Source organism: Pseudomonas wayambapalatensis (genome assembly GCF_049942315.1).
GTDB lineage: Bacteria > Pseudomonadota > Gammaproteobacteria > Pseudomonadales > Pseudomonadaceae > Aquipseudomonas > Aquipseudomonas wayambapalatensis.
Genome location: NZ_JBNFMU010000068.1, coordinates 1 through 22,030, shown reverse-complemented (window position 1 = coordinate 22,030; position 22,030 = coordinate 1). Strand labels below are relative to the sequence as shown.

The following is a 22,030-nucleotide window of genomic DNA, read 5'->3' as shown; positions in this document are numbered from 1 at the left end:
CGAAGCAGCCTTCGTCAGTTGACGATCTCAACGATATCCACATCCACCTCACGGCTCATCAGGTGTTTCTCCACCTCGCCGGTCAGCTTGACCTTGGTCTTGTCGTTGAACGGCGTCGGCGGCAGGTCTTCGTTGTCGATTTCGACGGTGATGGTGCCGGTGTTGTCCTTGAACTCGTACTTGTCGTCGTTGTTGATCTTCTTGGTCACGTAGCCCTGCAGCACCACGGGAGTGTCGTCGGCGGCTTCCTTGGCGGCGGCGACAGTAGTCACCGCTTGGGCACCTGGGCCGGTGTAACTGGAAGCCAGGGCGGCGGTGCTGAACAGAGGGGCGAGGATGAGGGCGAGATAGCGAGCTTTCATGATGATCGGGTCCTGTTTGCGTTTTGATGGCACCAGATTACCGACGATCGCTGAATTCAAGCTTAATGAAGCAAAAAGCCCGGCACAGGGCCGGGCTTTTTGCCGAAGACGCCGATCCTACTGGTGATATTGCGCCGAGAACTCGTGCACGGCGTTGATGAACACACCGGCATGTTCCGGGTCCACCTCCGGCGTGATGCCATGACCCAGGTTGAACACATGGCCGCTGCCCTGCCCGTAGCTGGCCAGGATCCGCTGCACTTCGTTGCGGATCGCCTCAGGCTTGGCGTACAGCACGGTCGGGTCCATGTTGCCCTGCAGCGCGACCTTGTCGCCGACGCGACGACGGGCGTCGCCGATCTCGCAGGTCCAGTCCAGCCCCAGCGCGTCGGCACCGGCCTCGGCGATGCTTTCCAGCCACAGGCCGCCGTTCTTGGTGAACAGGATGACCGGCACCTTGCGCCCTTCATGCTCGCGAATCAGACCGCTGACGATCTTGCGCATGTAGGCCAGGGAGAACTCCTGATAGGCCGCTGCCGACAGCGCCCCGCCCCAGGTGTCGAAGATCTGCACGGCCTGGGCGCCGGCCTTGATCTGGCCGTTGAGGTAGCTGGTGACCGACTGCGCCAGCTTGTCGAGCAGCAGGTGCATGGCCTCGGGCTGGTCGTACAGCATCGCCTTGGTCTTGCGGAAGTCCTTCGACGAGCCGCCCTCGACCATGTAGGTCGCCAGGGTCCAGGGGCTGCCGGAGAAGCCGATCAGTGGCACGCGCCCGTTGAGCTCACGGCGGATGGTGCTGACCGCGTCCATCACGTAGCCCAGGTCCTTGTGCGGATCGGGAATCGGCAGCGCCTCGATATCGGCCAGGGTGCTGACGACCTTCTTGAAACGTGGGCCTTCGCCCGTCTCGAAGTACAGGCCCTGGCCCATGGCATCGGGGATGGTGAGGATGTCGGAGAAGAGGATTGCGGCGTCGAGCGGGTAGCGGTCCAACGGCTGGAGCGTCACCTCACAGGCGAACTGCGGGTTCATGCACAGGCTCATGAAGTCGCCGGCATTGGCGCGGCTGGCGCGATACTCCGGCAGGTAGCGGCCCGCCTGGCGCATCATCCACACCGGGGTCACGTCTACGGGTTGCTTGAGCAGTGCACGCAGGAAACGATCGTTCTTCAGGGCAGTCATGTCGGCATCCAGCAAAAAAGTGCGGGCATTTTCTCAGACGCCAGCACAAAAGGCACGGCCAGGGCCATGCGTTTTGTCTATCGGGTGCCATGGATCAAGGTTTTTTGTATACAAAATGCATCGCGGGGCAAGCCTGCTCCTGCAAAGGGATGCGTGGTCCCTGCAGGAGCGGGCTTGCCCCGCGATAGCGATCGATCAGACTTCGAGGTAGTCCAGAATCCCTTCAGCAGCAGTACGCCCTTCGAAGATCGCCGTCACCACCAGGTCCGACCCGCGCACCATGTCGCCACCGGCAAAGACTTTCGGGTTGCTGGTCTGGTGCTTGAACTTGCCTTTCTCCGGAGCCACGACGCGGCCCTGGCTGTCCATCTGGATGCCATGCTGCTCGAACCACGGTGCCGGGCTCGGGCGGAAGCCGAAGGCGATCACCACGGCATCGGCCGGCAGGATCTCTTCGGAACCCGGGATCGGCTCGGGGCTGCGGCGGCCACGGGCGTCCGGCTCGCCGAGACGGGTTTCGACCACCTTGACGCCCTCCACCTTGTCCTCGCCGACAATGGCGATCGGCTGGCGGTTGTAGAGGAACTTCACGCCCTCTTCCTTGGCGTTCTTCACCTCTTTGCGCGAGCCAGGCATGTTGGCTTCGTCGCGACGATAAGCGCAGGTCACGGCCTTGGCGCCCTGGCGGATCGAGGTGCGGTTGCAGTCCATCGCGGTGTCGCCACCGCCGAGCACCACGACCTTCTTGCCCTGCATGTCGATGAAGTCTTCTGGCGACTTCTCGAAGCCCAGGTTGCGGTTGACGTTAGCGATCAGGAAGTCCAGGGCGTCGTGCACACCTGGCAGGTCTTCACCCGGGAAGCCACCCTTCATGTAGGTGTAGGTACCCATGCCCATGAACACTGCATCGTACTCGGCGAGCAGCTGTTCCATGGTGATGTCCTTGCCCACCTCGGTGTTCAGGCGGAACTCGATACCCATGCCGGTGAAGACTTCGCGGCGATTGCTCAACACGGTCTTTTCCAGCTTGAACTCGGGGATGCCGAAGGTCAGCAGGCCACCGATCTCGGGGTTCTTGTCGAACACTACCGGCGTCACGCCAGCACGCACCAGCACGTCGGCACAGCCCAGGCCCGCGGGGCCGGCACCGATGATCGCAACGCGCTTGCCGGTCGGTTTGACCTTGGACATGTCCGGACGCCAGCCCATGGCGAAGGCGGTGTCGGTGATGTACTTCTCCACCGAGCCGATGGTCACTGCGCCGAACCCGTCGTTCAGGGTACAGGCACCCTCGCACAGACGGTCCTGCGGGCACACGCGGCCGCACACTTCCGGCAGGGTGTTGGTCTGGTGCGACAGCTCCGCCGCCGCCAGGATGTTGCCTTCGGACACCAGCTTCAACCAGTTGGGGATGAAGTTGTGTACCGGGCACTTCCACTCGCAATAGGGGTTGCCGCAGCCCAGGCAGCGGTGCGCCTGCTCCACGGACTGCTGCGGCTTGAAGGGTTCGTAGATCTCGACGAACTCCTTCTTGCGCTGGCGCAGCAGCTTTTTCTTCGGGTCCTTGCGGCCCACTTCGATGAACTGGAAGTCGTTGCTCAGACGTTCAGCCATTTTTCAAAACCTCTTAACAGCAGCTGCAAGCTACACGCTGCAAGCCGCAAGACGATCACTTAAGCCGGGCGAACCGCACGCTGCCTCTGCGTGCAGCTTGCAGCTCGCCACTTGCAGCTGCTCTTACTGCGGGTTGGCACGGGTGCTGGACAACAGTTGCTTCAGATTGGCCGCCTTCGGCTTGACCAGCCAGAAGCGCCGCACATAGTCGTCCAGGTTCTCGGAGAGCTCACGCCCCCACTCACTGCCGGTTTCTTCCACGTACTCGCCCAGGACCCGCGCCAGGTGGCTGCGGTAGGCCTCCATCGCCTCGCCACTGATGCGCTGGATTTCCACCAGCTCGTGGTTGAGTTTGTCGACGAAGGTGTTGTCCATGTCGAGCACGTAGGCGAAGCCGCCCGTCATGCCAGAACCGAAGTTGTAACCGGTCTTGCCCAGAACGCAGACAAAGCCGCCGGTCATGTATTCACAGCAGTGATCACCGGTGCCCTCGACCACAGCGTGGGCGCCGGAGTTACGCACAGCGAAGCGCTCGCCCGCGGTACCGGCGGCGAACAGCTTGCCGCCCGTGGCGCCGTACAGGCAGGTGTTGCCGACGATGGCGCTGTGCTGGGTTTCGAACGGGCTGCCGGCAGGCGGCACGATGGTGACCTTGCCACCGGTCATGCCCTTGCCGACGTAGTCGTTGGCATCGCCTTCCAGGTGCAGGTTCAGGCCACCGGCGTTCCACACGCCGAAGCTCTGACCCGCCGTCCCCTTGAAGCGGAAGGTGATCGGGTTAGCCGCCATGCCCTGGTTGCCATGCAGGCGGGCGATCTCGCCGGAGATACGCGCACCGATGGAACGATCGCAGTTGCAGATGTCGAGGGCGAACTCGCCACCGGCCTGGTCGCGGATCGCCGGCAAGGCCATCTCGACCATCTTCTCGGCCAGTTCGCCCTTGTCGAACGGCGGGTTCTTGTCGACTTCGCAGAATTGCGGCTTGTCGGCCGGAATGTGCGAGCTGCCCAGCAGAGGCGTGAGGTCCAGGTGGTGCTGGCGCTCGGTGTCGCCCGGCAGCACTTCGAGCAGGTCGGTACGACCGATCAACTCGCCGAGGCTGCGCACGCCCAGCTTGGCCAGCCACTCGCGGGTCTCTTCAGCGACGAAGGTGAAGAAGTTGATCACCATGTCGACAGTGCCGATGTAGTGGTCCTTGCGCAGCTTGTCGTTCTGCGTGGCGACACCCGTGGCGCAGTTGTTCAGGTGGCAGATGCGCAGGTATTTGCAGCCCAGGGCGATCATCGGCGCAGTGCCGAAACCGAAGCTTTCGGCACCGAGGATCGCGGCCTTGATCACGTCCAGGCCGGTCTTCAGACCGCCGTCGGTCTGTACCCGCACCTTGCCGCGCAGGTCGTTGCCACGCAGGGTCTGGTGGGTTTCGGCCAGGCCCAGCTCCCACGGGGCACCGGCGTACTTGATCGAGGTCAGCGGCGAGGCGCCGGTGCCACCGTCGTAGCCGGAGATGGTGATCAGGTCGGCATAGGCCTTGGCCACGCCGGCAGCGATCGTGCCGACACCGGCTTCGGCCACCAGCTTGACCGACACCAGCGCCTGCGGGTTGACCTGCTTGAGGTCGTAGATCAGCTGCGCCAGGTCTTCGATCGAATAGATGTCGTGGTGCGGTGGCGGCGAGATCAGGGTCACGCCCGGCACCGCATAGCGCAGCTTGGCGATCAGGCCGTTGACCTTGCCGCCAGGCAGCTGGCCGCCCTCGCCGGGCTTGGCGCCCTGGGCAACCTTGATCTGCAGGACCTCGGCGTTGACCAGGTATTCCGGGGTCACACCAAAGCGGCCAGTGGCCACCTGCTTGATCTTCGAGCTCTTGAGGGTGCCATAGCGGGCCGGGTCTTCGCCGCCCTCACCGGAGTTGGAGCGCGCGCCCAGGCGGTTCATCGCCTCGGCCAGCGCTTCGTGGGCTTCCGGCGACAGCGCACCCAGGGAGATACCGGCAGAGTCGAAGCGCTTGAGGATCGCCTCCAGCGGCTCGATCTGGTCCAGCGCCAGCGCCTGATCGGCAACCTTGACCTTGAGCAGGTCGCGGATCATCGATACCGGACGCTGATCGACCAGCGTGGTGTATTCCTTGAACTTGGCGTAGTCGCCCTGCTGCACTGCAGCCTGCAGGGTGTTGACCACGTCCGGGTTGTACGCGTGGTATTCACCGCCGTGGACGAACTTGAGCAAGCCGCCCTGCTGGATCGGCTTGCGCGCGCTCCAGGCTTCGGCGGCGAGCAGCTTCTGGTCGCTCTCCAGGTCTTCGAAACGCGCACCCTTGATACGGCTGGACACGCCCTTGAAGCTCAGGCCGACCACTTCGTCCGACAGGCCGATGGCCTCGAAGAGTTGCGCGCCACGGTAGGAGGCGACGGTCGAGATGCCCATCTTCGACAGGATCTTCAACAGGCCCTTGGAGATGCCTTTGCGGTAGTACTTGAACACTTCATCCAGATCGCCCAGCACTTCGCCGGTGCGGATCAGGTCGGCCAACACCTCGTACGCCAGGTACGGATAGACAGCCGAGGCGCCGAAGCCCAGCAGCACGGCGAAGTGGTGCGGGTCACGGGCGGTGGCGGTTTCCACAAGGATGTTGCTGTCGCAGCGCAGGCCCTGCTCGGTCAGGCGGTGATGCACTGCACCAACGGCCAGCGAAGCGTGCACCGGCAGCTTGCCCGGCGCGATGAAACGGTCGCTCAGCACCAGCTGGGTCTTGCCGCTGCGCACCGCTTCTTCGGCCTGGTCGGCGATGTTGCGAATGGCCGCTTCAAGGCCGACATCCTGCTCGTAGTTGAGGTCGATCAGGTGACGGTCGAAGCCTTCGCGCTCCAGGCTCATCAGCGAGCGCCACTTGGCGGGCGAGATCACTGGCGAACTGAGGATCACTCGGGAGGCGTGCTCCGGGGACTCCTGGAAGATGTTGCGCTCGGCGCCCAGGCAAATTTCCAGGGACATCACGATCGCCTCGCGCAGCGGGTCGATCGGCGGGTTGGTCACCTGGGCAAACTGCTGGCGGAAGAAGTCGTACGGCGAACGCACGCGCTGCGAAAGCACGGCCATCGGCGTGTCGTCGCCCATCGAACCGACTGCTTCCTGGCCCTGCTCGCCGAGCGGGCGCAGCACCTGGTCACGCTCCTCGAAGGTGACCTGGAACATCTTCATGTATTGCTTGAGCTGGTCGGCATCGTAGCTGGCCACGCCCTGGTCGTCGGTCAGCGTCGCCTGGATGCGGGTGGCGTGCTGACGCAGCCAGCGCTTGTAGGGATGGCGCGACTTGAGACGGTTGTCGATGGCGTCGGTGTCGAGGATCTGACCGGTTTCGGTGTCCACGGCGAAGATCTGACCCGGGCCGACACGACCCTTGGCGATGACGTCCTCAGGCTTGTAGTTCCACACGCCGATTTCCGAGGCGAGGGTGATGTAGCCGTTCTTGGTGGTCACCCAGCGCGCCGGACGCAGGCCGTTGCGGTCGAGCAGGCACACGGCGTGGCGGCCTTCGGTCATGACGATGCCGGCCGGGCCGTCCCACGGCTCCATGTGCATGGAGTTGTATTCGTAGAAGGCGCGCAGGTCGGCGTCCATGGTCTCGACGTTCTGCCAGGCCGGTGGCACGAGCATGCGCACACCACGGAACAGGTCGATGCCGCCAGTGACCATCAGCTCGAGCATGTTGTCCATGCTGGAGGAGTCGGAACCGACACGGTTGACCAGCGGACCGAGTTCTTCCAGATCGGGGATCAGGTCGTTGGCGAACTTGGTGCGACGGGCCATGGCCCAGTTGCGGTTGCCGGTGATGGTGTTGATCTCGCCGTTGTGGGCGAGGAAGCGGAACGGCTGTGCCAGCGGCCATTTCGGCAGGGTGTTGGTGGAGAAGCGCTGGTGGAAGACACAGATGGCGGTCTTCAGGCGCTCATCGCCCAGGTCCGGATAGAAGGCGGTGAGGTCCGCCGGCATCATCAGGCCTTTGTAGATGATGGTCTTGTGCGAGAAGCTGCAGATGTAGTGGTCGGCGTCGTGGGCGTTGGCCACGGACGAACGGCGACGGGCACTGAACAGCTTGATGGCGAATTCCTGGTCGGTCAGACCTTCACCGCCGATGAACACCTGCTCGATCTGCGGCAGACGTTCGAGGGCCAGGCGACCGAGCACGCTGGTGTCGATCGGCACTTTGCGCCAGCCGACCAGTTGCAGGCCGGCAGCGAGGATCTCGCGGTCCATGTTGGCGCGCGCAGCCTCGGCTTTCACAGGGTCCTGATTGAAGAACACCATGCCGACGGCGTACTGCTTGGGCAGTTCGACGGCAAAGTGCTCCTGGGCCACGGCACGCAGGAACTGATCGGGCTTCTGCATCAGCAGGCCACAACCGTCACCGGTCTTGCCATCTGCGTTGATCCCACCACGGTGGGTCATGCAGGTCAGGGCCTCGACGGCAGTTTGCAGAAGGTGGTGACTCGGCTCGCCCGTCATATGGGCGATCAGGCCAAAACCACAGTTATCCTTGAACTCTTCGGGATGGTACAGACCTGTTTTCATAGACACTTTCTCACCAGGTTCGCCTCTCAACCAAGGCAAATCTCTTTTTAGTACAACCACTTACCATCCACGCCGATCGAATGCCAGCTTTTTTGCGGTGGGTATAGGGAAACCATTGTTGCACAGCGACAGGGAGGCCCACAAATTTTCACGACGAGTCGTTGAAAGTTTATGTCGCATTTTTGAATGTTTTTGCGTCATGCGCCGTGATAGCGGCTTGACTCGAGTCTGAAGCGTTTCAGCCGTGACTGCAACAGAAGGCTTGTGGCCGGCAGTCTGGGACAGAAAAGCCTGCCGCGCATCAGCACAGCAGGCTTTGTCGAGTCCGGGATTCGCTCAGCAACTGGGCGGCGGGGGTGGTGCCGCCCGGAAGGATCAGCGGGCCGTGGCCAGCTCTTGTTGAACGCTGCCGACGGTACGAGGCCAAGGTTTACCAGCCTGGACCTTCGCTGGCAAGTTCTTGATTGCCGCAGCTGCGGCATCGCGGCTGCCGAAGTTGCCGTAGGTCACCACGTACAGCGGCTTGCCCTGCAGGGTTTTCTTGAAGTAGCGATAGTCGCCACCCTGCTCCCTGACGAACGATTGGGCAGCGGATTCATTGCTGGTACCGAACACCTGAACCACATAGTTGCCCGGCTTCTGGCCGCTGTACCAGCCGCTGTTGCCTGCGCCTCCGGCGGCGGGTTTCTCGGCAGGCTTGGCTGCGGGCTTGGCGCTGGCCACCTGGGTCGGAGCCGGCGCTGGCTTGGCAGCAGGCGCAACCGGTTTTGCCGGCTGGGTTGCGACAGGTTTCTGTGCAGGCGCAACCGGCTGGGCAGGCACGCTGGCTACTGGCTGGGCTGGAGCAGGTGCAGGGCCAGCAGCGACACCTTGGGGCGGCGCAGTGGTGGTGACGGTGGGAGGAACGGCAGCCGAAGGCGCTGAAGGCTGCAGCGCCGTATTACCGGCAGGGCCAGCCTCGTCACCATCGCCCATGCCTGCGGCCTGGGCCAGCGGCTCACGCATGACCGGCTGCGACTGCCCCACCAGCGGCAGCGGCATGGGCTGCGACGAACCGGAGAATTCGACGGTCGGGCCGCCATTGCCCGTCTGCCCCAGTGGCAACTGGGCCTGGGCAGCAGGCGCGTCGGTCGGCGCCTTGTCGCCTTTCTTGGGCATCAGGACCGCGGCAGCGACAGCGACCACAACGACAGCGGACAGCGCGAGCACATGTTTCTTAGGCATTTTGAACCCCATGGATGGTCGCTTTTCCGTACTGCGGGTAGCGATCATGGCTTCGATCAAGGTATCGCGGGCAACCTGGTTGATGTTTCCTGGCCAGCCGTCGGAGTTTTCGTGGATATCGGCGATCTGTTCGGCGCTGAACACCTCAAGGCCCCGGCCAGCACCTTCCAGACGCTGCTCCAGATACTCCCGAGTCTCTTCTTCGCTGTAGGGGGCAAGCTCGATGATGTGGAAGCGTTCTTCCTCGACACTGAGTTCGTCCAACCCGGCAATCAGCGAAGGCTCACCGAACAGGAACACATGCGGGCGCCCTTCCGGAACGCCTGCCGCCAGCTCCAGCAACGCTTGGAGTGCCGACTCGTCGAGTTGTTCCGCATCGTCCACCAGCAGATAGACTTCCTGCCCGGTCAGAGCCAACTGGACGACCTGGGACAGGATCGCCTGCACTTCCGGCTGCGCGACGTTCAGCGCCTGGGCTACCTGGCCCAGCACGCTGGCAGCATCGCTTGCGCCGCGCGCGGAAACGACCACGCTCTGCACCGACTGCTTGTTGGTGCTGGCCACCAGGGCCTGGCGCAGCAGGGTCTTGCCGCTGCCCAACGGGCCGGTCACCACCAGCATCAAGTGGCTGTAACGCGCCAGGTGATGCAGTTGGCCTAGCACCGGCTTGCGCTGGGCAGGGAAGAACTTGAACCCGGGCACCCGAGGCGCAAACGGATCGTGACTCAACTGGTAGTGATCGAGGAAAGCCTCATCGGCATGCAAACTGGTCATCGCGCTGTCACAACCTCAAAGCTGCGCCACGATCGCGCGGTAATCCGCTGCAAGCGTGGCCTGAAGAATCTCTTTCGGATAGTCGTCGGTGATCACAGCCTCGCCCATCTGGCGCAACAGCACCAGGCGCAGGCGTCCGTCGAGCACCTTCTTGTCGACCGCCATATGTTCCATGAAATGCGCCGGGGTCATTTCCCGTGGGGGCACCACCGGCAAGCCTGCATCCTGCAGCAGGCGAATTCCGCGATCACGCGCCGACTGGTCGATCCAGCCCAGGCGCATGGACATCTCCAGGGCCATGACGGTCCCGGCAGCGACGGCCTCGCCATGCAACCATACCCCGTAACCCATGTGGGTTTCGATGGCATGGCCGAAGGTGTGGCCGAGGTTCAGGGTGGCACGCACACCGGACTCACGCTCGTCGGCACCCACCACCGCCGCCTTCGCCGCACAGGAGCGGCGGATGGCTTCGGTCAGCGCCACGGAATCGAGCTTGCGCAGCGCCGCCATGTTGTCTTCCAGCCAGCCGAGGAATGGCTCGTCGCAGATCAGGCCGTACTTGATCACTTCAGCGAGACCTGCCGACAGCTCGCGGGGTGGCAGGGTACGCAGGCTGGAGGTGTCGATCAGCACCGCGTTGGGCTGATAGAAGGCACCGACCATGTTCTTGCCCAGCGGGTGGTTGATGCCGGTCTTGCCACCAACGGACGAATCCACCTGGGACAGCAGCGTGGTCGGCACCTGGATGAAGTCGACACCTCGCTGGTAACAGGCCGCGGCAAATCCAGCCATGTCGCCGATCACTCCGCCGCCCAGCGCGACCACAGTGGTGCGCCGATCATGGCGGGCCGTGAGCAGGGCATCGAAAATCAGCTGAAGGGTTTCCCAGTTCTTGTGGGCTTCGCCGTCAGGCAGCACCACTGGTAGCACCGACCAGGCGCCGAGCGTCTTGCTCAGCCGCTCGAGATACAGGGGCGCGACGGTTTCGTTGGAGACGATGGCGACCTGCCGTCCGGCAATGTGCGGCGCCAGCAGCTCGGGCTGGTCCAGCAGGCCCTCGCCAATGTAGATCGGATAGCTACGTTCGCCCAGATCGACCTTCAATGTCTGCATGTATCCCCACAATATGCTTTGGCGCGGCCTTGCCTGAGCGGCCAGCGCGGTAACGTTCAACCTCGCCCCGGCGTTGGTCGCCGAGGATAGTCCCGGCTCAGCGGGGCGGCAACTGCTGCAAACGCTCGAGAATATCGAGCACGACCATGCGCGGCGGCCGTTCGTCGGTTTCCACCACGAGGTCGGCGATCTCGCGATAGAGCGGGTCGCGGGTTTCCAGCAATGCACGAAGCGTGGCTTCCGGGTTGGCGGTCCGCAGCAGTGGGCGGTTGCGATCACGCGCAGTGCGGCCAACCTGCTGTTCCACCGAAGCATGCAGGTAGATGACACGCCCGCCCTTGTACAACGCCTGGCGATTGGCTTCGCGCATCACCGCGCCGCCACCGGTTGCGACAACCACGCCGTCGAGCTCGCAGAGCTCGGCAATCATCGCCTGCTCACGATCACGGAAGCCCGGCTCGCCTTCCTTGTCGAAGATCCACGGGATGTTGGCGCCGGTTCGCAGCTCGATTTCCTTGTCGGAATCCTTGAACAGCAGGCGCAGCTCTTTGGCCAAAAGGCGCCCGATGGTGCTCTTACCGGCGCCCATGGGCCCTACAAGTATCAAATTTCGCACAGAATCAACGACTCACAGCTATCGCCCGGTCACCCATGATACGCGGAGTCAGGAAGACCAGCAGCTCAGATTTTTTCTCTTGTAATGCATCGCGTCGAAACAGCCGTCCAAAATACGGCAGATCGCCAAGAAATGGCACCTTGTCCACCACATTGTTATGCGACGTCGAGTACACGCCACCAATCACAATCGTCTCGCCATCGGCCACTCGCACCTTGGCGTTGACCTCGTTCTTGCGGATCGGCGGCACATCGTTGAGGGCATTGAGGTAGTCCGGCTCGTCCTTGGTCACCCGCACCGCCATGATGACCTTGCCATCCGGGGTGATCTGCGGCGTGACCTCCAGTGACAGCGATGCCTCGCGGAATGCCACCGAGGTTGCACCGCTCTTGCTCGACTGCTGGTACGGCACTTCGGTGCCCTTGAGGATCCGCGCGGTTTCCTTGTCGGCAGTGACCACCTTGGGCTGGGAGATGATCTCGCCATTGCCGCTTTTCTCCATGGCACTGAGCTCCAGGTCAAGCAGCACATCGCCACGCACCAACCCCACTCCCACGCCAGAGGTCGCCCCCTGCGCGCCGAGATCGACAAACAGCTCACCGGCGGGCCGCCCTGGCATACCACCCAGCCCTGCTCCCCAGCGAATCCCGAGCACGTTCTCATAATCGACGTTGGCCTCGACGATCCGGGCCTCGATCATTACCTGGCGCACCGGCACATCCAGGTGCGCCACCAGTTGCCGCAACTCGGCCAGGCGCGCGGCAGACTGGGTGGCGATCAGGGTGTTGGTCCGCGAGTCCACGCTCAAGCTGCCGCGCCCTGCTGCGGGGCCGTCATCCGCCAGGCTCTCCAGCAACAGTTTCGCCAGGTCGGCCGCATCGGCGTGATGGATCGGCAGCAACTCCCGACGCAGCGGCTGCAACTGCGCCTCGAGTGCCTGGTCGATGCGCGCCTCGCGCGACTGCTCGGCGAGCTCGGCAGCGGGCGCGACCAATAGCACGTTGCCCTCCTCGCGCCTGGCCAGCCCCCGGCTGCGCAACACCAGGTCCAGCGCCTGGTCCCAAGGCACCTCGTGCAGCCGCAGGGTGACATTGCCCCGCACCGTGTCACTGGCCACCAGGTTGATGCCGGCATAATCGGCTAGCACCTGCAGTACCGCACGGACCTCGACGTCCTGGAAGTTCAGCGAAAGCGGCTCACCTTTGTACAGGGGCTCCGCCATTGCCCGTAGCGCCAGCAGCATCGCCATGATGCCGATCAACAGTCTCTTCACGTTCGCTCCTTGCGCCTGTGCGCCTGCTTAACGTCAGGTAGCTCGAATGCTGTTGCCACTCGCCACCATTGAACAGCCGCTCGCTGATCTCGACCTGATCCTGGTCGACCTGTATCACTTCACCCTCTTCACGGCCCAGGCGGTCCCCCTTGGCAACCCGGTAAACACGCCCGGCCCAGCGCACCAGCGCCTGGGTTTGCCCTGCGCGGGACAGGCTGCCAACCATCTCCAACTGCTCCAGTGGCACCCCCGCCAACCCCTCCGCATGCCGACGCGACGACCAGGGTGCAAACGGGTCCAGCTCCGGCGCCCGACCGATCGGACCCGCGGGCTCATCGGCCAGCGAAGCGGGCACCGGCAGCGTCTCGCCGGCATGAAATGCCTGCACTGACACTTGAAGCTGCAATAGCCCCGGCCGGTCTGCTGCAGGCTCCAGTTGCAAACGGGTCACCTGCAGCAGGCGCAACTGCCCCAACCACTCGCCCAGCCAGGGACGCAGGGCGGCATAGCGCCCACTCACCTGCATCTGCAAGGGCACCTGGCGGTAACCCTGCGCCTCGACGCCTTCTTCCACGTCGAGGCGCTCGAAAACCAAGCCGTAGGTGCGTCCCGAAACCGCCAACTGGTCGAGCAGATCGCTCATGCTCTCGCCACCCGACAATCGCCAGCGCGCATCCCGCAGCCGCTTCTCCTCGCTGGCCAGCGCCGCCTCGGCGTCATCCAGCGCCAGGACCTGTTGCTCCCGCGCCTGCAACAGCCGCCGCTGCTCGACTTCACTCGCCACGCCTTGACGGTAGGCTGCGCGCACCTCCTGCAGACGAAGCTGATAGCCGCAGGCCAGTACCAGCAACACACCAGCGGCCACGACCGCGCCCCTGTACATACGCGAGCGCCCGGCCATCTCGTGCCAGCCCAGCACCTCTGCAATGCGCATGCTCAGGAGGCCACCACCCGGGCAACGAGTAAAAATGCGTCGCCACCCGCGCGCGCGATGACGTGCTTGAGCTCAAGGTCCAGGAGTACAGGCGAGCGCTGCAGGTCGCGCATGAACTGGGCCAGCACAGCAGCAGAAACCGCCAGGCCATTGACCTGCAGACGATCGCCCTGCACGTCCAGGCGGGTCAGTTGCATCCCTTGCGGCATCGCCAGCTCGATCTCGATCAACAGCTGCGGCACGCCGTGCTGCGACGAGCGCAGCCCACCCAGCGCATCGACCTGACTACGCAGGCCCGCGTGCGCCTCGCGCAGTTGCTCGAGACGTGCCACTTGCCCATCCAGCCACTGCAACTGCTGCTGACGCTGCACACCGGCAGCGGCTTGCTGCTTCAGGCGCAGATGGGCGAACCGATCGACCAGCATGACCACGACAAAAGCTGCGAACAGACTGCCCAGAAACACCAGCTGGAAGTTGCGCAGCGCCACCAGACGCTGGCGCTCACGCCAGGGCAGCAGATTCAGGCGCAGGTTCATTGCGCACCTCCCAGGGCGAGGCTGAGAGGCAGGACCAGGGCACTGCAGCGGTCTGGCAGCGAACCCGCGTGGACACCCTGCGGGCAAACCTGCTCACAGGGGAACCCGAAATGCCGCGCCAGCGACCGCACGCAAGCATCCGTCGCCGCCCCGCCGCCGACCATCAACCCGGCAGTCAGCTCGAAGGGGCGATCCCCCTCCAGCAAGCTCTCGACGCGCGTCAGAAATTCGGTCGTCCCTACGCCAGGCTCGATCCTCTGCGCCTTGCGCCAAGGCATGGGGCCATCGGGCCAGCCATGCAGGGTCAGACTGTCGGCCTCGACCTGCAGCAGTGGCCGACAGTACTCGACGGCCTGCAAACGACGCAGCGCCAGGCCGTCCAGCTCGACGACAACCACCTCCAGGCCTGCCGCCTCGAATGGCTGCAACAGAGGCTCCAGGAAGCTCTGGCGAGCGGCCCCGACCAGTACATCGAGCATGTCCGGTGCCTGCTGCGAAGTACCAAGCACCTGAAAGTCCAGGGCCAGATCGTCAATCGGGAACGGGAAAAGCCGCTCGGCATCAGCCAGCAGACGCGCCTCTCGTTCGGACTCCGCCAGCGCGGCGGGCAACTGGCCCACCTTGCAGATCACCTGCGAGCCGGGCACGGCCAGCGCAACCCGTCTAGACCGGCTACCACAACGATGCCACGCCTGACGCAGGGCCATCGCCTGCACTTCGGTATCGACACCGCCCCGCTGGATCGGCTCGACCGCCCAGGCAGTCAGCTCATGGCGCCCTCGTCGCCGCTGTAATTCAACAATCCTCACCGAATCGGAGGCAATTTCCACCCCCAATACTGAACCGGCATCCCTGCCAAAGCGTCCAAGCATCGCTGCTCCTTTTCATGACCGTGGCAAACCCTTGCCATCCGGGGCGATTGCGCCCCTTGCCCCGACCGACCGATGACCCGGCGGGGCGAAAATGCTTATAATGCCCAGCGTTTTTCCCCGGCCGCCGGGCCTGCGTGCACTCCACTTCTCAACCTGGACACCCAAAAGCCTTGATACGCCTGCTGAAGTTCTTCTGGTGGTCTTTCGTCGCCGTCATCTGCGCGCTCGTGCTCGGTCTGAGTGGTGCGTTTCTGTATCTTAGTCCCAGCCTGCCTTCGGTCGACTCGCTCAGAAGCATCCAGTTGCAGATCCCCCTGAGGGTGTACAGCAGCGACGGCAAACTGATTGCCGAGTTTGGCGAAATGCGCCGCTCGCCGATCCGTTTTGCGGAAATTCCCCCACAGTTCATCCAGGCGCTTCTGTCAGCCGAAGACGACAATTTCCTCAATCACTACGGGGTCGATCCGAGCAGCCTGATGCGCGCCGCGACCCAGTTGGTGAAATCCGGTCATATCCAGACCGGCGGCAGCACCATCACCATGCAGGTGGCGAAGAACTTCTTCCTCACCAGCGAGCGCAGCTTCTCGCGCAAGACCAACGAGATCCTCCTGGCGCTGCAGATCGAACGCGAGCTGACCAAGGACGAAATCCTCGAGCTGTACGTCAACAAGATCTACCTGGGCAACCGCGCCTACGGTATCGACGCCGCCGCGCAGGTGTACTACGGCAAGTCGATCCGCGATGTCAGCCTGGCGCAGATGGCGATGATCGCCGGCCTGCCGAAAGCCCCTTCGCGCTTCAACCCGCTGGCCAACCCGGTGCGCGCCAAGGAGCGCCGCGACTGGATCCTCGGCCGCATGTACAAACTCGGCAAGATCGATGAGGCCAGCTACCAGGCCGCCCTCGCCGAGCCGCTGAACGCCAGCTATCACGTACCGACACCTGAGGTGAATGCGCCGTTCGTCGCCGAAATGGCCCGCGCCGAGATGGTCGGCCGCTACGGCAGCGATGCCTATACCGAAGGTTTCCGGGTCACCACGACCGTGCCCAGCGACACGCAGGAAATCGCCAACAAGGCAGTCCTGAACGGCCTCTCCCAATACGACGAGCGCCACGGCTACCGTGGCCCCGAAGCGCGCTTCCCGGGCAAGACCCGCGCCGCCTGGCAGCAGGAACTGGGCAAGCAACGCACCCTCGGCGGCCTGGAACCGGCCATCGTCACCCAGGTGGACAAGACCGGCCTGAAAGTCATGACCCGCGGTGGCCAGGACGAAGACGTGGCCTGGGACACCATGAAGTGGGCCCGTCCGTTCATCAACAGCAATGCCCAGGGTCGCACGCCTCAGTCGCCGGCCGACGTCGCGCAGATCGGCGACCTGGTGCGCCTGCAACGCCTGGACGACGGCAAGCTCAAGTTCAGCCAGGTGCCGGGCGCCCAGAGCGCACTGGTCACGCTTGACCCGAACAACGGTGCAATCCGCGCCCTGGTCGGTGGATTCTCGTTCGAGCAGAGCAACTACAACCGCGCCATGCAGGCCAAGCGCCAGCCAGGCTCCAGCTTCAAGCCCTTCGTCTATAGCGCTGCGCTGGACAACGGCTACACCGCCGCCAGCCTGGTCAACGACGCACCGATCGTGTTCGTCGACGAATACCTCGACAAGGTCTGGCGTCCGAAGAACGACACCAACACCTTCCTCGGCCCGATTCGCATGCGCGAGGCGCTGTACAAGTCGCGCAACCTGGTCTCGATCCGCCTGCTCCAGGCGATGGGGGTCGACCGCACCATCGACTACATTGCCAAGTTCGGCTTCAACAAGCAGGACCTGCCGCGCAACCTGTCGCTGGCATTGGGTACCGCAACGCTCACCCCGATGGAGATCGCCACCGGCTGGAGCACCTTTGCCAACGGCGGCTACAAGATCAACCCATACCTGATCGAGCGCGTCGAAAGCCGCAACGGCGAAACCCTGTTCACCGCCAACCCGGCACGCGTCCCGCAGGGCAACCAGGACCAGGCCGGCATCGCCGCGCCCGAAGAGCCGATCACCACGCTCCCACAACCGGGCACCGCGCCTTCGGCACTGGGCCAGATCGCCCCGCCACCGCAAACGCCGGCCATCGCCGAGCGTATCGTCGATGGCCGTACCACCTACATCCTGACCAGCATGCTGCAGGATGTGATCAAGCGTGGTACGGGCCGTCGCGCCCTGGCCCTGGGCCGCAGCGACATCGCGGGCAAGACCGGCACCACCAACGAATCCAAGGACGCCTGGTTCTCCGGCTACAACGCCGACTACGTGACCACGGTCTGGGTCGGTTTCGACCAGCCTGAGACCCTTGGTCGCCGAGAATATGGCGGCACCGTTGCACTGCCGATCTGGATGGACTTCATGGGCCCGGCACTCAAGGGCAAGCCTGAACACGCACCGGCAGAGCCTGAGGGCATCCTCAGCCTGCGCGTGGATCCGGTCAGCGGTCGCGCGGCCACGCCAAGCACGCCGAACGCCTACTTCGAGCTGTTCAAGGCCGAGGATTCCCCACCGTCGGTGGATGAGCTGGGCAACGGTGCAGCACCGGGTAGCCCGCTGCCGGCCGATGAAGCGGCGCCGATGGATCTGTTCTGAGTGGTGATTTGAACCTGTAGCAGCGGCCTTGTGCCGCTTCTACAGGTGGAGCGGCCATCTGTAGAACAGCGGCCAATAAAAAGCCCCGACTCTCGCGAGCCGGGGCTTTTTCATGTCGCTACAACGGGATCAGCCGTTGAACACGTCATCCACGCTCTTGAGCGGGTAGTGCTTCGGATACGGCAGGGTCGCCACACCGGATTCGATGGCGGCCTTGGCCACGGCATCGGAAACGACGGTGATCAGGCGAGCGTCCAGTGGCTTCGGAATGATGTACTCACGACCGAACTCCAGACCTTCGACGCCGTAGGCCTCGCAGACTTCCTTCGGAACCGGCAGCTTGGCCAGGTCTTTCAGGGCGACGGCGGCGGCGATCTTCATTTCTTCGTTGATGCGCTTGGCGCGAACGTCCAGGGCACCACGGAAGATGAAGGGGAAGCCCAGTACGTTGTTGACCTGGTTCGGGTAGTCGGAACGACCGGTGGCCATGATCACGTCGCTGCGAGTGGCGTGAGCCAGCTCTGGAGCGATTTCCGGATCCGGGTTCGAGCAGGCGAACACGATCGGGTTGGCAGCCATCGACTTCAGGCCTTCCGGGCTCAGCAGGTTCGGGCCGGACAGGCCAACGAACACGTCAGCACCTTCCAGCGCGTCAGCCAGGGTGCGCTTGTCGGTGGCGTGGGCGAACTGCGCCTTGTACTGGTTCAGGTCGTCGCGGCCAGCGTGGATCACGCCGCTACGGTCGATCATGTAGATGTTCTCGACCTTGGCACCCATGCTGACCAGCAGCTTCATGCAGGAGATGGCGGCAGCGCCGGCACCCAGGCAGACGATCTTGGCGTCTTCGAGCTTCTTGCCTGCGATTTCCAGGGCGTTGATCATGCCGGCCGCCGTCACGATGGCGGTGCCGTGCTGGTCATCGTGGAAGACCGGGATGTCGCACTGTTCGATCAGGGTGCGCTCGATCTCGAAGCACTCAGGTGCCTTGATGTCTTCGAGGTTGATGCCACCGAAGGTGATGGAGATGCGGCGAACGGTGTCGATGAAAGCCTGTGGGCTTTCCGACTCGACTTCGATGTCGAACACGTCGATACCGGCGAAACGCTTGAACAGAACACCCTTGCCTTCCATGACTGGCTTGGAGGCCAGCGGGCCGAGGTCACCCAGGCCGAGGATGGCGGTACCGTCGGAGATCACAGCGACCAGGTTGCCCTTGCCGGTGTATTTGTAGGCCAGCTCCGGATCACGGCCAATTTCGCGTACCGGCTCGGCGACGCCTGGGCTGTAGGCCAGGGCAAGGTCACGGGCGGTGGCGGTTGGCTTGGAGAGTTCGACGCTCAGTTTCCCCGGGCGAGGTTGAGCGTGATATTCGAGAGCGGCGGTTTTCAAGTCTGACATGGTGGGCATTCCGCTTGTTTACTGTTCTGACGGACCGCCGAGGATACGCAAAGAGCCGGGAAGCGACAAGACTGCCCGGTCACATGTGTCAAGGCCCTTGGCCTACGACTTTACGCTACAACCCGCGGGGCTTACGACCTTGAGTGTGTACAATCCACGATCATAATGTCTACAACTATTTTTTCCCCGAAATCCGCTCCAACATGCTCGGATCGGTCAGTGGCAACAGCCAGCGTTGCTGGCCAGGCTTGAGCCCGCCCTTGCGGGAACGGTCCAGCACCCAGCCGCGCGCCTCGACCTGATGCCCCTTGAGATTATCGAAGAAACTGTCGGCGAAGGCGCGTTGCAGACGAGCGGGGACCTGCAGCACCACAGCCTCGTCAAGCTCCAGCCAGACGCCGCCTCGATTGCGATCGATCGCGCTGACCCTGCCGCCGATCACGGCGAATCCGGATTGCCTCAGGCGCCCTGCAGCGATGACCGGCGACTGCCGCCAGAGCCCGAGGCCACCCGCGCGCGCGACCTGCTCGGCCTGTTGTTGGCAACCGACCAGACGGACGTTGGGTGCCACCGCAACGCGATAGGCCAAGCCTTCACTGAGCAGCTGCGCTTCAAGATTGTCGCCATTACGGCCATAGATGTGCGCCAAGGTGCGCCCGTACTTGTCCCTGGGCTCTACACCCGGCACCAGCCCCACCTGGCCATCACTGGCCTGCACCAATGCCTCCAGCCGCCGCCTGGCCGCCTCGGCATAGGGTTCGCTGGTGCGCCCCTTGCGCCCGATCTCCGGTGCATTGATGCCAATCAGCCGTACGCTGCGGCCATCCCCCAGACGCACGGTATCGCCATCGACGACCTGACGCACCGTCACCGACTGCACCGCCTCGGGTACCGGGCAGAAGGCCTGCGCGGGAACATGCCAGATTGCGCCCACAAAAAAGGCGCCCACGAGGGGCGCCTTCTTTTGCAGCAATGCGAAACCCGAAGGGCTCGCCGTGCGCATGATTACTTCTTGGTACCGAACATACCGAAGCGATCGGCGAACTTCTGTACGCGACCACCGGTGTCCAGGACCTTCTGCTTACCGGTGTAGAACGGGTGGCAGAGGTTGCAAACGTCGATCGCCAGGGTGTCGCCCAGGGTCGAACGGGTTTCGAATTTGTTGCCGCAGCTGCAGGTGACAGCAACTGCTTCGTAGTTCGGATGAATATCGGCTTTCATGGTCACTTCCTCGAGCTGCGTGCCGCCACCCAACACCAATTGTTGAATACCGCACGTAATTAGGCGGCGAATAATACCAGACCTTCAGGCCAGCGCAAGTTGTCGCTTGCACCGACCGTCGTCTGCTAGGCTCGTGCGATTCCCGACCAGCTACGAAGACTTGCCGCGTGTCCGACGTCATCCTGCGCCTTGCCCTGCCCTCGCCCCTGCGTCGCCTGTTCGACTACCGGGCCCCGGCCGCCATGGCACGCCAGCAACTGACACCAGGCATGCGCATCCGCGTACCGTTCGGCCGGCGCGAGATGATCGGTGTACTGGTGGAGGTCTGCGAGCAGAGCGAAGTCCCTGCCGACAAGCTCAAGCCGGCGAGCCAGTTGCTCGACCCGGTCTCGCCGCTGCCTCCGGCGCTGTTCAAGCTGTGCCTGTGGACCGCCCACTACTACCAGCACAGCCTGGGCGACACCCTGAGCTGGGCGCTGCCGGTGCTGCTGCGTCAGGGCGAGGCGGCTGAAGTTCGCCAGGAGCGCTTCTGGCATGCCACCCCCGGCGCGCGTCTGGACGACCCACGCATCGCCCGCGCGCCGCGCCAGAAAGAGGCCTTGCAGGCCCTCGCCCAGCACCCTCATGGCGTGGCCCACAGCGTGCTGGCCAAACTCGGCCTGAACAAGGATAGCCTCGACCTGCTGCTGGCCAAGGAACTGGTGCAGGTCGAGGTGCGTCGGCATCTGCCGGCACCACGCCATGACCGCTGGCTGGCCCAGCCGGAACTGCCGCTCAACGACGAGCAGAGCGCCGCCTTCCAGGCCGTACGTGCAGGCTTCGGCAGCTTCCATGCCTTCCTGCTGGCCGGTGTCACCGGCAGCGGCAAGACCGAGGTCTACCTGCAGCTGATTCGCGAAACCCTGGAAGCCGGAAAGCAGGCGCTGATCCTGATTCCCGAAATCAACCTCGGCCCGCAGACCCTGGCGCGCTTCGAGCAGCGCTTCAATGCCCGCATCGCCCTGCTGCACTCGGCGGTCAACGACCGCGAGCGCCTGGACGCCTGGCTGGCGGCCCGCGATGGCGAGGCCGACATCATCATCGGCACACGTTCGGCACTGTTCACGCCCATGAAGAACCCGGGCCTGATCATCATCGACGAAGAGCACGACGGCTCCTACAAACAGCAGGAAGGGCTGCGCTATCACGCCCGCGACCTGGCCGTGGTTCGCGCACACCAGGAGAACATCCCGATCCTGCTGGGGTCGGCGACACCTTCGCTGGAAAGCCTGCACAACGCCCACAGCGGGCGCTACGGCCTGCTGCGCATGAACCAGCGGGCCGGCGGCGCCCGCCCGCCACGCTTCATGCGCCTGGACGTGCGCAGCCTGCCGCTGGACAGCGGCATCAGTGGCCCGCTGCAGCAGGCCATCGGCCAGACCCTGGCAGCCGGCCAGCAAGTGCTGGTGTTCCTCAACCGCCGCGGCTTCGCCCCGACCCTGCTGTGCCACGACTGTGGCTGGCTGTCGGAATGCCCGCGCTGCGATGCACGCATGACCGTGCATCAGCGCTCCGGCGTACTGCGCTGCCACCACTGTGGTTATGACGAACGCCTGCCCCTGCAATGCCCGCAATGCGCCCACGTCGACCTGCGCCCAGTCGGTGCCGGTACCAAGCGCGCCAAAGAACGCCCGAAAAACCCGTTCCCCCATTCCCCCCTCCCGCACGTGGGACACGAC

16 protein-coding genes are annotated in these 22,030 nt (G+C 63.9%); 2 read left to right on the top strand and 14 right to left on the bottom strand.

Annotated elements, in window-relative coordinates:
• Positions 1-14: 14 nt before the first annotated feature.
• The 11 genes from ACPZMI_RS02385 to pilM all read right to left on the bottom strand — a co-directional run bounded on the left by ACPZMI_RS02385 (position 15) and on the right by pilM (position 15,069).
• Positions 15-362, bottom strand: coding sequence for a YgiW/YdeI family stress tolerance OB fold protein (locus ACPZMI_RS02385; RefSeq protein WP_186665630.1), 348 nt, complete (start codon positions 360-362; stop codon positions 15-17).
• A gap of 117 nt (positions 363-479) precedes the next feature.
• Positions 480-1,544 (bottom strand): uroporphyrinogen decarboxylase, encoded by a 1,065-nt coding sequence (hemE, locus tag ACPZMI_RS02380; protein ID WP_186665628.1) that lies wholly within the window; start codon positions 1,542-1,544, stop codon positions 480-482.
• Between the two features lie 195 nt (positions 1,545-1,739).
• Positions 1,740-3,158, bottom strand: a complete 1,419-nt coding sequence (locus ACPZMI_RS02375) for an FAD-dependent oxidoreductase (protein ID WP_054891194.1) — start codon at positions 3,156-3,158, stop codon at positions 1,740-1,742.
• A 123-nt stretch (positions 3,159-3,281) separates the two neighbouring features.
• Positions 3,282-7,727 (bottom strand): glutamate synthase large subunit, encoded by a 4,446-nt coding sequence (gltB, locus tag ACPZMI_RS02370; RefSeq protein WP_186665625.1) that lies wholly within the window; start codon positions 7,725-7,727, stop codon positions 3,282-3,284.
• A 375-nt stretch (positions 7,728-8,102) separates the two neighbouring features.
• Positions 8,103-9,725: an AAA family ATPase gene (locus ACPZMI_RS02365; RefSeq protein ID WP_426351598.1), complete on the bottom strand. Its 1,623-nt coding sequence runs from the start codon at positions 9,723-9,725 to the stop codon at positions 8,103-8,105.
• 15 nt (positions 9,726-9,740) lie between these two features.
• Positions 9,741-10,838 (bottom strand): 3-dehydroquinate synthase, encoded by a 1,098-nt coding sequence (aroB, locus tag ACPZMI_RS02360; protein ID WP_426351597.1) that lies wholly within the window; start codon positions 10,836-10,838, stop codon positions 9,741-9,743.
• A gap of 97 nt (positions 10,839-10,935) precedes the next feature.
• Positions 10,936-11,454 (bottom strand): shikimate kinase AroK, encoded by a 519-nt coding sequence (gene aroK, locus ACPZMI_RS02355; protein ID WP_186665619.1) that lies wholly within the window; start codon positions 11,452-11,454, stop codon positions 10,936-10,938.
• Positions 11,455-11,458: 4 nt separating this feature from the next.
• The gene (locus tag ACPZMI_RS02350; RefSeq protein WP_426351599.1) at positions 11,459-12,697 is read right to left on the bottom strand and encodes a type IV pilus secretin PilQ; all 1,239 of its coding nucleotides are present in this window, start codon (positions 12,695-12,697) and stop codon (positions 11,459-11,461) included.
• Positions 12,651-13,661 carry a pilus assembly protein PilP gene (locus ACPZMI_RS02345; protein WP_411383456.1) on the bottom strand — a complete coding sequence of 337 codons (1,011 nt, stop codon included), beginning with the start codon at positions 13,659-13,661 and terminating at the stop codon, positions 12,651-12,653. Before ACPZMI_RS02345 ends, ACPZMI_RS02350 begins: the two co-directional genes overlap by 47 nt.
• A 2-nt stretch (positions 13,662-13,663) precedes the next feature.
• On the bottom strand, positions 13,664-14,197 hold the full coding sequence (locus ACPZMI_RS02340; protein ID WP_186665617.1) for a PilN domain-containing protein: 534 nt from the start codon (positions 14,195-14,197) through the stop codon (positions 13,664-13,666).
• A complete protein-coding gene (gene pilM, locus ACPZMI_RS02335; RefSeq protein ID WP_186708686.1) occupies positions 14,194-15,069 on the bottom strand; it encodes a type IV pilus biogenesis protein PilM in 876 nt (291 codons plus the stop codon). Before pilM ends, ACPZMI_RS02340 begins: the two co-directional genes overlap by 4 nt.
• Before the next feature lie 173 nt (positions 15,070-15,242).
• Here pilM and ACPZMI_RS02330 point away from each other — a divergent pair, with 173 nt between their 5' ends.
• Positions 15,243-17,693 carry a penicillin-binding protein 1A gene (locus tag ACPZMI_RS02330; RefSeq protein ID WP_411384515.1) on the top strand — a complete coding sequence of 817 codons (2,451 nt, stop codon included), beginning with the start codon at positions 15,243-15,245 and terminating at the stop codon, positions 17,691-17,693.
• Between the two features lie 129 nt (positions 17,694-17,822).
• Here the strand turns inward: ACPZMI_RS02330 and ACPZMI_RS02325 are convergent, their stop codons facing one another.
• From ACPZMI_RS02325 to rpmE, 3 genes are all read right to left on the bottom strand, one after another.
• Positions 17,823-19,091, bottom strand: coding sequence for a malic enzyme-like NAD(P)-binding protein (locus ACPZMI_RS02325; protein WP_186665614.1), 1,269 nt, complete (start codon positions 19,089-19,091; stop codon positions 17,823-17,825).
• Positions 19,092-19,266: 175 nt separating this feature from the next.
• Positions 19,267-20,094 (bottom strand): thermonuclease family protein, encoded by an 828-nt coding sequence (locus ACPZMI_RS02320; protein WP_426351596.1) that lies wholly within the window; start codon positions 20,092-20,094, stop codon positions 19,267-19,269.
• 2 nt (positions 20,095-20,096) lie between these two features.
• A complete protein-coding gene (gene rpmE, locus ACPZMI_RS02315) occupies positions 20,097-20,312 on the bottom strand; it encodes a 50S ribosomal protein L31 (RefSeq protein WP_186665611.1) in 216 nt (71 codons plus the stop codon).
• Between the two features lie 167 nt (positions 20,313-20,479).
• Between rpmE and priA the strand changes: the two genes are divergently transcribed.
• Positions 20,480-22,030: replication restart helicase PriA (priA, locus tag ACPZMI_RS02310; protein ID WP_426351595.1), on the top strand; the 1,551-nt coding region annotated here is incomplete at its 3' end.